Genomic DNA, 12,668 nt, shown 5'->3' with positions numbered 1-12,668 from the left:
GTCCCGCGACACCGGTGCTTCCCCCACCGGCACGATAGTCAGTCCGCGGACTTCCGGGGGAGGAGACGCTCGACCATCGTCTCGATGAGCCCCTCCACCGGGTGGGCCTCCAACAGCGCCGGCACGGTCAGGTCGTCCACGATCAGCCCCAGCATCGTCAGGTAGAGGAGGGCCACGCCCTGCCGGTCGCCGGGCAGGCCGGACTCAAGGTGCCAGTCGATGTTCGCCTCCAGCTCCGCGCCCTGGAAAGCGGCCAGCTCGGCCTGGAGCTCCGGGCGCCGCAGGCCTTCCAGCCGCAGCTCCAGCATGGCGATGTGTACGCTGCGCTCGCGCCGCATGCGCTCCAGGAGCCGGCCGAGCAGCACCTTCGTGTCGGGCGGGCCGGTCAGGTCGGCCGGGTCCGGAACCAGCCGCTCCCGGGTGCGGTGGAGGATCTGCACGAGCAGTTGGGACCGGTTGGCGAAATAGTTGGTGGCGGTGCCGGTGGGCACTGCCGCCTCCGCGTCCACCGCCCGCAGGGTCAGGCCGCGCGAGCCCTCGCGTGCCAGGACTTCGATGGCGGCGTCGAGCAGCGCGGCGCGGCGCTGCGGGTTCTGGCGCATGGGGCGGGTCCCTGGGTCGGAGCGGAGCGGATCGGATCGGATCGGTGAGCACTGCGGTCGCAGTGCTTTGCCCACCGTAGCGGACGTCTCCGCTCCGGGCTCCGGACGCCCCCCGGCATGATCGGCAAGACACCCCCTACGCCGTGTGCGCGGCCTTCGCCGACTCCAGCAGGTACGGCACGTCGATCACCGCGACCCCCGGGGTGAACAGCAGGCGCGCCTTGAGCCGGAGGGCGTTCTGGTTGTGCAGGGGCTGCTCCCACCAGTGCCCCACGACGTACTCAGGGATCACCACGGACAGCATGTCCGTGGCCGGTTCGGCGGCCAGTTCCTCGACGTGCGCCAGGATCGGGCCGACGACCTCGCGGTAGGGCGAGTGGATGATCTTCAGCGGGAGGCCCGGGTCGTGCTCCTCCCACGCCTCACGCAGCCGGGCCGCCTCCGCCTCGTCGGCGGCGACGGTCACCGCCGTCAGGGTGTCGGGGCGCAGCCCCTGCGCGTAGCCGATGGCCTTGAGCGTCGGGGCGTGCACGGCGGCGACCAGGACGACCACGTGGTGGTGGGCCGGCCTGCGCGGTCTGGCGTCGGGGGCGACGCCGACCTGCCGGGCGACGTGGTCGTAGTGGCGGCGTACGCCCTTCATGCCGAGGAACAGCAGGGGCATGGCGATGACGACCAGCCAGGCACCGTGCGTGAACTTGGTGATGAGGACGATGACGAGGACCAGTGCGGTCAGGGTGGCGCCGACCGCGTTGATGGCGAGCCTGCGATGGATGTGGACGCGCTCCTCGCGCGGGGTGGCGGGTGAGGCCAGCGCCTTGCGCCAGTGCCGGACCATGCCCGACTGGGAGAGGGTGAAGGAGACGAACACGCCGATGATGTAGAGCTGGGTGAGGCGGGTCAGTTCGGCGTCGAAGGCCACGATGAGGGCGACGGCGGCGAGCGCGAGGAGCACGACGCCGTTGGAGTAGACGAGCCGGTCGCCGCGGTTGTAGAGCTGGCGGGGCGCGTACCGGTCCCGGGCGAGGATCGAGGCGAGCATCGGGAAGCCGTTGAAGGCGGTGTTCGCGGCGAGGATCAGCACTCCGGCGGTGACGGCCTGGAGCAGGTAGAAGAGGAAGTGCCAGCTGCCGAAGGTGGCCCGGCCGATCTGGGCGAGGGCGGTGGAGGTCGCGGTTCCGGGGGGCAGGCCCAGTTCGGTGGGGTCGGCAGCGACGTGCACCTCGTAGGTCATGGCGAGGGCGGTGATGCCGGCGAACATCGTCACCGAGAGGAAGCCCATGGCGGCCAGCGTGGTCGCCGCGTTCCTGGCCTTGGGCTTGCGGAAGGCGGGGACGCCGTTGCTGATCGCCTCGACGCCGGTGAGCGCCGTGCAGCCGGAGGCGAAGGCGCGCATCGCGAGGAGCACCAGGGCGAGTCCGGTGTAGGTGCCGGTCGCGATGATCGGCAGGTCGGCGGACTCGGCGCGGATGGTCTGGCCGGTGCCGAGCCGTACGGCGGCGACGGCGAACATGAGGTAGATGACGAGGACGAAGCCGTAGGTGGGGATGGCGAAGACGCGGCCCGACTCCCTGACGCCGCGCAGGTTCATCAGGGTCAGCAGCGCCACGAAGGCGACGGACATGACCACTTCGTGGTCGTTGAGCGCGGGGATGGCCGAGGTGATGGCGGAGACCCCGGAGACGACGGAGACCGCGACGGTCATCACGTAGTCCACGAGGAGGGCGCTGGCGGCGGTGAGCGCGGCGGTCTGTCCGAGGTTCTCGGCGCTGACGACGTAGGCACCGCCTCCGCCGGGGTAGGCGTGGCAGGTCTGGCGGTAGGAGGCGATGACGACGACGAGCAGGAAGACGATGGCGGCGGCCGCGTACCAGGTGAGGTGGAGCAGTGCGACGCCGCCGAGGGCCAGGATCAGCAGGATCTCCTCGGTGGCGTAGGCCACGGAGGAGAGAGGGTCGCTGCAGAAGATCGGCAGGGCGAGCCGTTTGGGAAGCAGGGTCTCGCCGAGCCGCGCGGTGTCGAGGGGTTCACCGACCAGCACGCGCTTCGCATTGATACGCCTCATTCGGGCATGATCGTGCATGTTCGTGCGTTTTCTCCGATGAACATCCCTTTGAGGGGTTGTGTCACCCGGCGAGCTCTTCGGCCCTGTGCGCCAGCCACAGGTCGTACCGGACGCTCGGGGACTGCAGCAGCGAGCGCTCCAGCAGGGACTCGATCCGGGCCAGCCGCTTGCGGGCACCGGGGACGGATACCCCGAGCGCGGCGGCGGCCGGTACGAGCCGGGCGTCGTGCTCCAGCCAGGTGCGGACCGTGGTCCGGGCGCCGGCCGGTGCGTCCGGGCCGGAAAGCCGGCTCAGGTGGGCCCGGGCCCACTCGGTCAGCCGCGGATCGCGCAGGACCGCGTCGAGCCCTGGCGCCGCCGCCGGTGCGGCGGTGCCGCTCCCCCGCCCCGCACCCGGGGTCAGCCGGAGCGCCAGGGAGAGGGCCGCCTGGTCGCCGAGGCGGCCGAGGTCCAGCCCGAGCAGCGTCTCGACCAGCCGGACCCTCGCGGCCAGGGTGTTGCGGTGGACCCTCAGCAGCCGGGTGGCGTGCGCGCCGAAGTTCAGCCAGGCGTGGGCGGTGTCGCGCAGTTCCTGTCCGCCGGGGTCCTGCGGGCGCCGGGGTTCGTACGCGTGCAGGGGCGCGAGCAGGGCCCCGGCCCAGTCGGCCCCGGCCTCGTGGGCCGCGAGCGCCAGCTCCGGGCCGGGGCCGAACCGGGCGTGCCGTTCCTCGCGGCCGCGGGCGACGGCCAGGGCGTGGAAGGCCTGGGTGTAGGCGGTGGGGGCCTGCCCGAGGGCGAGTTCCCCGCTGACCCCGACCGTGCAGTCCGGGGCGGTCGCCGTCAGCGCCCCCGCCAGGGGGTCGTGGTCGGCGGACACCGCAGCCGCGTCGGCCGGGACCAGGATGACGAGGTGGCGCACGTAGACCGGGCAGCGCACCACCCAGGCCCGGCCGCCGGTCACCTCCCGGCACAGCCGGGCCACTTCGGAGAGGCGCCCGGTACGGCACTCGGCGACGTAGATCCGCATCGGGTCGGGCAGCGGGGGCCGCAGTGCCTCGGCGATCTGGTGGGCGGTGGAGAGCTGACCGCTCATCAGCAGGCGGAGCACGGCTTCGCGGGCCCTTGCCTCGGCGATCGCGGCCCTCTCCTCCCGTCGTTCGGCCTCCTCGGCGCGCAGTACGAGGGCCAGCGGTACGGCCGCGTCCGCCAGCAGCGTCGGCGCCTCGGCCGGGTGCGGCAGCGGCAGTACGGCGGCCAGTGCCCGCCCCGCGTCCAGCGCGAACAGCAGGGTGGCGGACCCGTCGCCGTGCAGGACGGCCGACCGTACGCCGCGGGCGCTCAGCTCGGCGGCGCCGCGGACGGCGGCCTCGGGCGCTCCCCCGGCCTGATCCCGGTCCGCCCCGCCGGCGCCGGGGTCTCCCGCGCGCACCACTCCGGTCCATCCGCCGAGGCGGGCGGCGAGCCACTCCAGCAGCGCGGCCGACCCCCCGGTGTGGGCGAGCCGGTGGACCTTGAGTACGTCGTCGGACCGTGACACCGGCGCATTCAACCACCCACCGCACACTGTGCGCTGTGATACCGGTCTCGCCCGGTCACTGGGCAGTGCGAACCCTGTGGAAGGCCGCGCGCCCGCATAGGTTGTTCCACGAGCGGACGGGTCCCGGGGCCCATGAGCACGAACACGGGGGAGGCCCCGGGATCCGCCGCTCACATCCTGGCGGCCGCACTGCGGATGGCCTCCCGGATGCGGAAGTAGGTGCCGCACCGGCAGATGTTGGCGATGGCGTCGATGTCCTCGTCCGTGGGCTCGCTGGTGCGCTTCAGCAGCGCGACGGCCGCCATGATCTGACCGGGCTGGCAGAAACCGCACTGGGCGACGTCCTGTTCGAGCCAGGCCTCCTGCACGGGGTGCAGGTCGTCCCCGTCGGCGAGGCCCTCGATCGTGGTCACCTCCCGTCCCGCGCACGCCGAGACGGGCACCACGCACGGGCGGACGTCCACCCCGTCGAGGTGGCTGGTGCAGGCCTTGCAGACGTCCACCCCGCAGCCGTACTTGGGGCCGCGGACGCCCAGCATGTCGCGGAGCACCCACAGCAGGGGCAGGTCGTCGGGCGCGTCCACGGTGACGCTCCGCCCGTTGACGGTGAAGGTGTGCGAGGGCACGGCGTACTCCTGGCTCGGCGGCTAGCGCGGGTAGGGGGTGAAGTCGACGTCGAAGTCGAGGGGGAAGCTGCGCGGCTTCGAACCGGTGGCCCGGGCCCAGGCGTTGGCGATGGCGCCGACCGCGGCGGGCACGCCGAGCTCGCCCGCACCGCCCGGCTCCGTACCGGTGGCCGGGAGCACAAAGACCCGTACGTCGCGCGGGGTGTCGCGCTGCTGAGCCCAGTGGAACTGGCTGTAACTGCCTTCGAGCGGAAGCCCCTTGTCGATGTGGAGTCCGGCGCGCAGGGTGGTGGAGATCGCGTCGGTGAGGCCGCCGATCATCTGGGCCTCCAGCCCGCGCGGGTTGACCGGCAGGCCCACGTCCACCGCGATGACGGCCTTGGTCACGCGGGCGCGCTGCGGGTCGCGGACGTCGATCTCCACGAGGCAGGCGGTTCGGGACTTGTACTCCTCGTGGAAGGCGACGCCCTGCGCGCGGCCGGGCTCCATCGCCCGCCCCCAGTTCCCCTCGGTCGCGACCTTGTCCAGTACGGCGCGCTGGGCGTCGGTCTTCAGGAAGGTGCGGCGGAAGCGGTAGGGGTCCTTGCCGGTGGCCGCGGCCAGTTCGTCGACCATGATCTCCTCGGCTCCGCGCGTGTTGGCGGAGTACACCGAGCGCCACGAGGCGGTGGGGATCCCGGTCGGCACCTCGGTGAGGGCCTGGGTGGTGAGGCCGAAGTGGTACGGGGACTTCACCGTGGTGAGGAACAACGTCTGGGCGAGGGTGGCGTTGCCGGTGCCGAGCGGCAGGTGCGCCGCGGTCGCGGTGATGATCTCGCCCAGCCCGTGCCGGAAGTCGGTCTCGGCGGCGGCGACGCGGTGCTCGAAGCTGAGGACCTCCCCCAGGAGGTGCGTGGCGCGGATCTTGTGGTGGGTGGCGGGGCGCATCCGGCCGTGGCGCGTGTCGTCAACGCGGGTCCACATCAGCCTGACCGGGCGACGGCAGGCCCTGGAGATCCGGGCGGCCTCCAGCGCGGCGTCGAAGAAGAGCCGCCGGCCGAAGGACCCGCCGGCCTGGACGACGTGCACCGTCACCTTGTCCGGGGGCAGGCCGAGGTCGGCCGCGATGGTCTGGCGGGCCACGATGGGGGATTTGAGGCCGGACCAGATCTCGGCCCGGTCGTCGCGCACGTCGGCGACGGCGCAGTTGGTCTCCATCGGGGCGTGGCTGACGAAGGCGAAGTCGAACTCGGCGTCCACGTACGGAGTGAGGAGCGGCGGCACCAGCAGCGGCGGGGTGGCGGCGCGCAGCCTGGTGCGGATCTGCGCGTCGGAGAGCTGGTCGGCGGGCCCCGGCCCCCAGGTGACCTGGAGGGCGGCCTTGGCGGTGATGGCCTGCCCGAAGGTCTCGGCGACGACGGCGACCCCGGTGGGGACGGTGACCACGTTCAGGACGCCGGGCATGGCCCGGACGTCGGCGAGGTTGGCGACGCCGCGGACGGTGCCGCCGAAGGTGGGCGGGCGGCGCACCACGCACGGCTTGGCGCCGGGCACGTCGAGGTCGAGGGTGTACCGCTGGGCGCCGGTGACCATGGCGCGGGCGTCGATGCGGCTCGTCGGCCGGCCGACGAGGGTGTGCTTCACGGCCTTCTTGGGGGTGGCGCCGGGGACGGGGAGGCCGGGGGCGGCCGCGGCGGCGGCGAGTTCGCCGTAGCGGGCGGTGCGCCCGTCGGGGGCGCGGACGGCGCCGTCCGCGGTGGTCAGCGACGCCGGGGCGAGGCTCCAGCGCTGGGCGGCGGCCGCGACGAGGCGGGCCCGCGCGGTGGCCGCGCACTGGCGGACCGGCCCGTAGAGGGAACGGATGGAGTTGGAGGAGCCGGTGAGCTGGTTGAACAGCAGCTCGGGCCGCGCGTCGTCCAGTTCCACGCGTACGTCGGCCAGGGGCGCGTCGAGTTCCTCGGCGACGAGCATCGCCACCGCGGTGGTGAGGCCCTGCCCGACCTCCTCGCGCGGCAGCCGGAAGCGGACGGTCCCGTCCGCCTCGACCGCGAGGGCGAGCAGGGCGGAGGTGGGCGCGCCGGCGAGGATGAAGAGGTCGCCGAGGTCGATCACGTCGGCGATGGCCGGCAGGGACGGCACGACGGCGTGGGCGGCCTGCGGGGCCAGCGCGTCGGCGCCGGCGCGGGTGACCAGGGCGAGCGTGGGGGCCGCCACGAGGTAGGTGAGGAAGGAACGCCGGCTCCGGCCGGTGGCGTCGTGCTGCCCGCTCAATGTCGTCGTGTCCCCAGCGCTGCGCGGGCCCGCCCGCGCGGACCTCCCCGGTTTATTACCGGCACGTAGGGTAGCGGCCGGGGCACCGGCTGGGAAGCCCCGATTCCGCCGCCGTACCGGCCCCGGGGGTCATCCGTTCGGGGGTATTGCGATGCGCGCCCTGAACCGGGCCCGGCGCGGGCGGGGCGGCCCGAACGCCTCGTACGCATCGGGCGTTTGATCGAGTCACAGGGGGCGGATGGCCGGATTCAGGCCGCCGTTTCCCGGCGCACCTCACGCCCCACCGGCAGGCACGCGCACCATGGCCCCGCACCCCCGCTGACCGGATTCGTTCGCACACGGCGGCGGGGTCGTCAGGCCTGCGGCATATACCAGAAGCAAGAACGTAGCGGATGTTGCCAAACGCCTTACACACTGTCGCTGCCTGTGCAACAGTCGTTACCGGTCCTTCCTTCAGACTTGGCCGTGCCGCGCCTGTATCGGAGTTCTCATGCCGTCCCACCTGTTCGCGGACCGTCCCGCGCAGCCGCCCGAGCCGGGGTCGGTGGACGCACTGATCTCTCAGACCCGGCGCCTCCGGGGGGACGTGGACGCGGTCCGCCGCGACACCGTCGTGGACGACGACGACGCCCAGGGCCGCTGGCAGCGCGCGCTGTGCGATCTCGCCGTGCACCACCTCGACGACCTCCGCGAGCACCTCGGCCAGCTCAAGGAGGGTCTGCCTCCGGTCCCCGAGGCCGCGGTGTTCCCGCAGGCGGCTCCCGAGGCCGCGCCCGAGGCCCAGACGCGCGTCGGCAGCGCCGAGTGGAACCTGCTGACCGATGAGGTCAGTTGGTCCGACGAGCTGTTCCAGATCTTCGGCCGGTCGCCCGAGGCGGGCGCCCTCCCCCTCGACGAACTGGGCTCGACCCTGTTCTCGGAGGACCAGCCGCTGCTCACCGCATGGGTCACCGCCTGCCTGGTGGACGGCAAGCCCATCGACGGGGAGTTCCGCATCGTCCGGGCCGACGGCCGGGTCCGGACGCTGCACATGAGGGGCGAGCCGGTACTCGACTCCGACGGCTGCGCGGCCTCCATGTGGGCCGTGCTGCGGGACGTGAGTGAACTGCGCCGGAGCCAGCGGGCGGTGCGCGAGTCCCGTGACTCGCTGCAGCGCCAGCGGGAGATCGCGCAGACCGAGCACCGGCTGGCGGTCGAGCTGCAGGAAGCCGTGCTCCCCCCGTGGCGCGGCTCCCTGCGGTTCCCGCACAGTGACGCCGGCTCGCTGGACGTGGCCGCGCACTACCTGCCCTCCGCGACCAGCGCACTGATCGGCGGCGACTGGTACGACGCGCTCGAACTCCCCGACGGCTCATCGATGCTGACGGTCGGTGACCTGACCGGGCACGGCGTGACCGCCACCTCCGGAATGGCGATGATGCTGGGCGCCCTGCGCGGCATGGCCATGGCCGGCATCGCGCCGGGGCCGCTGATGGGCTGGCTCAACCAGCTGCTGGAGACCTCCGTCCAGCCCGCCCTCGGCTCGGCCGTGTGCTGCAGCTACGACCCCGCGCGCCGGGTGCTGACCTGGGCCCAGGCGGGCCACCCGGCCCCCCTGCTGTTCCGCCGCGGCTCGGGCCGCGCCCTGGCGCCGCCGGAGGGCATCCTGCTGGGCGCGACCTCCGGGGCCTCGTACGGGCAGGCCGAGGAGCGGCTCGAAGTGGGCGACCTGCTGGTCCTGCACACGGACGGCCTGACGCCGCGCAGCATCGAGTTCAGCCGGGCGGACGGGACCGAACGGCTGCTGGCACTCGCGCCGCGGCTCTCGGTGGCGCGGTCGGCGCAGGACTGCGTACGCCTCGTGGTCGAGGAGTTCGGCGAGGTCGAGCGGGAGGACGACGCCTGCGTGCTCGTCGCACGGGTCGGCGGATAGGGCACCGGACCGGCCGCAGGGCCGGTCGTACGGACTTCAGGGCCGCGCCGGAAGGCGCGGCCTTTCTCGTCCGCGCTCTCGTGTCTGCGCACCCGTCGTCGACACGTCGGCGTACGCGGGCTCGACCCACCCGGCCGTGGGGGCGTCGAGGGCATGCGGAACCCGTGGGGCGTGCGGGGCCGGCCGGGAACCTACACCCCCGTGGCCGGCCGGCCGCTCGACGCCGGGGTGTCGGGGAGGGCCAGCTTGATCTCCTGGCGCAGGTCCTCGATGCGCGCGTACCCGGCGTACTGAGCGGTGAGCCGGTACATCTCGCGCAGCCGGTCCCAGGTCCGGTGCGAGGAGGTCTCGTTCATCGAGACGAGGGCCAGGCGGGCGTAGCGGTCGGCCTGTTCCGGCTCGTCGGCGATGAAGCAGGCCGAGGCCATGGAGATGTAGTCGAAGATCTGCGAGCGCTGGTAGCCGTCGCCGCGCAGCCGCAGGGCCTCCTTGGCGTGGCGCGCCGCGATGGGCGCCGCGGTGGCGTCGTGGTCGGCGAGGGTCCGGTAGGCGAGCGCCTGCATGCCGTGCAGGTCCGCCTCGTCGAAGTGCTGCATCCAACTCGGCGGCGGTACGTCGCCCTTGTCGGAGACGAACAGCTCCTCCGCCTCGCCCAGGGTGCGGCGCATGGCCTGGCCCTTGCCCATGGCGGCCTGCGCCCACGCCTCGATGGTGTGGAGCATGGCGCGGGTGCGCGGGAGGGTGTGCTCGCCGGAACCGGACTGGGCGAGCTTCATCAGGTCCAGGGCCTCGTTCGGCTTGCCGAGGTGGACCATCTGGCGGGCGGCGCGGGACAGCGCCTCGCCCGCGCGCGGGCGGTCGCCGCCCTCGCGGGCCGCGTGCGCGGCGATGACGAAGTACTTCTGGGCGGTGGGTTCGAGGCCCACGTCGTGCGACATCCAGCCCGCGAGGACCGCCAGGTTGGCCGCCACCCCCCAGAGCCGCCGCTGGAGGTGGTCGGGGTGGTGGTAGGCGAGCATCCCACCGACCTCGTTGAGCTGCCCGACGACGGCCTTGCGCTGCAGTCCGCCGCCTCTGGAGGCGTCCCAGGCGCGGAACACCTCGACGGAGCGCTCCAGCGCCTCGATCTCCTGCGAGCCGATCGGGGCGGCCTCGTAGCGGTCATATCCCGCTGGGTCGGCCTGGAAGGAGTCCCCGAAGCGCCCTGGGGTCGCCTTCGCCAGGGCGGGGTCGGTGTGCAGCCAGTCGTACATGGCGTTGCTGAGGGCGGAGCCGGCGGTGAGCACGGCACCCGCGCCCATCAGACCGCGACGGTTGAGCATGAGGTCCATTCCCGTGAATTCGGTGAGGACCGCGGCTGTGCGTTCGGGCGCCCAGGGCATGCCGTCGGGGTTCTCGCGAGCCCCGTCCGGCTGCCGTCTGGAGGTGCGCCGCTGCCGTACGAACCCGAGGTCCTCGATGGTCACGACACGACCGAGCCGCTCGGTGAACAGTGCTGCCAGTACCGTGGGCACCGGTTCGCGGGGGCTCTCCCCCATGTCGATCCAGCGCCGCACCCGCGAGGTGTCGGTGGCCAGCTGGGGGTGGCCCATGGCCGCCGCCTGCCGGTTCACCATCCTCGCCAGTTCGCCCTTCGACCAGCCGGCCAGGCCGAACAGGTCGTTCAAGCGGGTGTTTGGACCTTTGCTCACGTCAAGCCCCCAGGTTCTCGGCTGAGTTGACAGTAGCCCCCCGTCAGATGCCCAGCGACTATTCGCCAGGCTTCGCCAGGGCACGCCCGATGGTTCGCCACCTTGCGCCGGGTGTCAGGTAGGAATGCGCCTCCCCGCCCCGGTCACCGGCGGAACTCCCCAGGGTGAAGTACGGGATCGGCGGGGTGGCGTACGCAACTCGTCGGCGCACGAAGGGATCCGTATCACCATGTACGCAGCAACGTCCTCCGTGTCCGCACCGGTCCGGTCGCACCGCACGCTCCCGGCGGGCGGCGGCCCCTATCTCGAACCGGGCCGTACGTCGGTCGCGGCGCAGGGCGCAGTCCGGGCGCGGCGGATGCCGAGCGCCGGGTCCCAGCCCGTCAGCGGAAGAATCGACCTCTCGGGGCCGCAGGGCGCTCAACTGCGCACCGCGCTCGCCTCGGTGCAGCGGATCTGTCCGGAGTTCGCTCCGGTGCAGGTGCTGCGGCGCAGCGGCCGCTCGGTCCTCCTGGTGGGCACCACCGGACGCTTGACCGCCGTCGCGAAGGTTTTACTGGACCACTCGCCGGAATGGCGTGAGCGCTACCGGCACGAAATAGCGGCATACCGGGCGTTCGTCCGGCACCGCCCGCCGGTCCGGGTACCGCGGCTGATCGCCGCCGACCCGGAGAACTGCACGCTGGTGGTGGAGCGGATGGCGGGCCGGGTCGCGGCGCTCCAGCGGCACCCGGTGGAGCCGCCGCCGCGGGTGGACCTCCGTGCGGCCCTGGGCGCGGTGTGCCGGGTCAACCAGTGGCAGCCGCCGGCCGAGCTGTTCGGCACCCCGATGAACTACGCCCGACGGATCGCCCGCGACTACGAGCTGGGCCTGCTCACCGACCGGGACCTCGGGGACCTGCAGAAGCTGCTGCACGGGGTCAAGGTGTCGGGGACTGCGCTCCAGTTCAACCACGGCGACGCGCTGCTGTCGAACCTGCTGCTGTCCCCCGCCGGTCCGGTGCTGCTCGACTGGGAGCACGCGGGCTGGTACCTGCCGGGCTACGACCTCGCCACCCTGTGGACGGTGCTCGGTGACGCCCCCGCCGCCCGCGCCCAGATCAGCCGGCTCGCCCAGTCCGCCGGTCCGGTGGCCCGGGACGCCTTCCTGATCAACCTGATGCTGGTGCTGACGCGGGAGATCCGGATGTCCGAGACGGCGGTGCAGCGCTCGATGCTGGCGACCGCCCCGGCCCAGCCGCTGCCGGTGGGGTCCCTGTCCTCCGGGGAGGAGCAGCGGCTGCTGCTCCGCCGCCTGCACGACGACGCGGGAATGGCCCGCCGGGCGGTGCGCGCGGCGGTCGGCACACGCTGATCCACCCCGCTCCGTCCCCCTGACGCGAAGTCCCGTGGCTCCCACCGCCACGGGACTTCGCTCGTTCGCGGTCCGGAAGCGCACCGTCGGGCTCCGCTAGCGTGGGGGCGGACGGCGGACGATCGACGGGAGACGCTGAATGAAGTCCGGAGTGCGCACGTGGAAGGCGGTACGGGAGTTCGCGCTCGGACTTCCGGAGGCCTTCGAGGACCATCCGTGGGGACCCGAGGACTGCGTGGTGAAGGTGAACAAGAAGATCTTCGTCTTCCTGGGCAACACCGACGGGCCGGGGCAGCCCGGGCTGTCGGTCAAGCTCAAGGACGAGGCGCTGCACGGACACGCGATGACGGCGCCGGGGGCGGAGCCCACCGGGTACGGTCTGGGCCGGTCGGGCTGGGTGTCCGTGCCGCTGGCGGATAAGGGCGCTCCCTCCGTGCAGGTGCTGTGCGAGTGGGTGGAGGAGAGCTACCGGACGGTGGCCCTCAAGCGGCACGTGAAGGAGCTGGACGCGCGCATGCGGAAGGAGGGCTAGCGACACGGCCCAGAGGGTGTCGCGTGCTCGGGTGCGCCGGATGGCTTGACATCACATGATCCCCCGAACACTTTTCTGACTCAGCATCAGACATGTTGGAGCCACCCTCTCCTCCCCACA

General features: G+C 72.9%; 9 protein-coding genes. 3 read left to right on the top strand and 6 right to left on the bottom strand.

What is annotated here, in order from left to right; translation table 11 throughout:
* Positions 1 to 38: 38 nt before the first annotated feature.
* The 5 genes from IG86_RS0106780 to IG86_RS0106760 all read right to left on the bottom strand — a co-directional run bounded on the left by IG86_RS0106780 (position 39) and on the right by IG86_RS0106760 (position 7,059).
* The gene (locus IG86_RS0106780) at positions 39 to 602 is read right to left on the bottom strand and encodes a TetR/AcrR family transcriptional regulator (protein ID WP_030818318.1); all 564 of its coding nucleotides are present in this window, start codon (positions 600 to 602) and stop codon (positions 39 to 41) included.
* 136 nt (positions 603 to 738) lie between these two features.
* On the bottom strand, positions 739 to 2,667 hold the full coding sequence (locus tag IG86_RS0106775) for an APC family permease (protein WP_030895514.1): 1,929 nt from the start codon (positions 2,665 to 2,667) through the stop codon (positions 739 to 741).
* 61 nt (positions 2,668 to 2,728) lie between these two features.
* Positions 2,729 to 4,183, bottom strand: coding sequence for a helix-turn-helix domain-containing protein (locus IG86_RS0106770; protein WP_030818320.1), 1,455 nt, complete (start codon positions 4,181 to 4,183; stop codon positions 2,729 to 2,731).
* Positions 4,184 to 4,353: 170 nt separating this feature from the next.
* Positions 4,354 to 4,809, bottom strand: coding sequence for a (2Fe-2S)-binding protein (locus IG86_RS0106765; RefSeq protein ID WP_030818321.1), 456 nt, complete (start codon positions 4,807 to 4,809; stop codon positions 4,354 to 4,356).
* Positions 4,810 to 4,830: 21 nt separating this feature from the next.
* Positions 4,831 to 7,059: a xanthine dehydrogenase family protein molybdopterin-binding subunit gene (locus IG86_RS0106760; RefSeq protein ID WP_030895510.1), complete on the bottom strand. Its 2,229-nt coding sequence runs from the start codon at positions 7,057 to 7,059 to the stop codon at positions 4,831 to 4,833.
* Positions 7,060 to 7,549: 490 nt separating this feature from the next.
* Here IG86_RS0106760 and IG86_RS0106755 point away from each other — a divergent pair, with 490 nt between their 5' ends.
* A complete protein-coding gene (locus tag IG86_RS0106755; RefSeq protein ID WP_030895507.1) occupies positions 7,550 to 8,971 on the top strand; it encodes a PP2C family protein-serine/threonine phosphatase in 1,422 nt (473 codons plus the stop codon).
* Between the two features lie 191 nt (positions 8,972 to 9,162).
* On the opposite strand, the gene IG86_RS0106750 is transcribed toward IG86_RS0106755, so the two are convergent.
* Positions 9,163 to 10,662, bottom strand: coding sequence for a DNA-binding protein NsdB (locus tag IG86_RS0106750; protein WP_030818324.1), 1,500 nt, complete (start codon positions 10,660 to 10,662; stop codon positions 9,163 to 9,165).
* A 229-nt stretch (positions 10,663 to 10,891) separates the two neighbouring features.
* Here IG86_RS0106750 and IG86_RS0106745 point away from each other — a divergent pair, with 229 nt between their 5' ends.
* Positions 10,892 to 12,016 carry an aminoglycoside phosphotransferase family protein gene (locus IG86_RS0106745; RefSeq protein WP_030895504.1) on the top strand — a complete coding sequence of 375 codons (1,125 nt, stop codon included), beginning with the start codon at positions 10,892 to 10,894 and terminating at the stop codon, positions 12,014 to 12,016.
* Positions 12,017 to 12,155: 139 nt separating this feature from the next.
* Positions 12,156 to 12,548, top strand: coding sequence for an MmcQ/YjbR family DNA-binding protein (locus tag IG86_RS0106740; RefSeq protein ID WP_030895503.1), 393 nt, complete (start codon positions 12,156 to 12,158; stop codon positions 12,546 to 12,548).
* Positions 12,549 to 12,668: the final 120 nt, after the last annotated feature.

It is taken from the genome of Streptomyces virginiae (assembly GCF_000720455.1).
GTDB lineage: Bacteria > Actinomycetota > Actinomycetes > Streptomycetales > Streptomycetaceae > Streptomyces > Streptomyces virginiae.
Note: the sequence above shows the minus strand (reverse complement) of the source record. Positions and strands in the feature narration are given on the sequence as shown.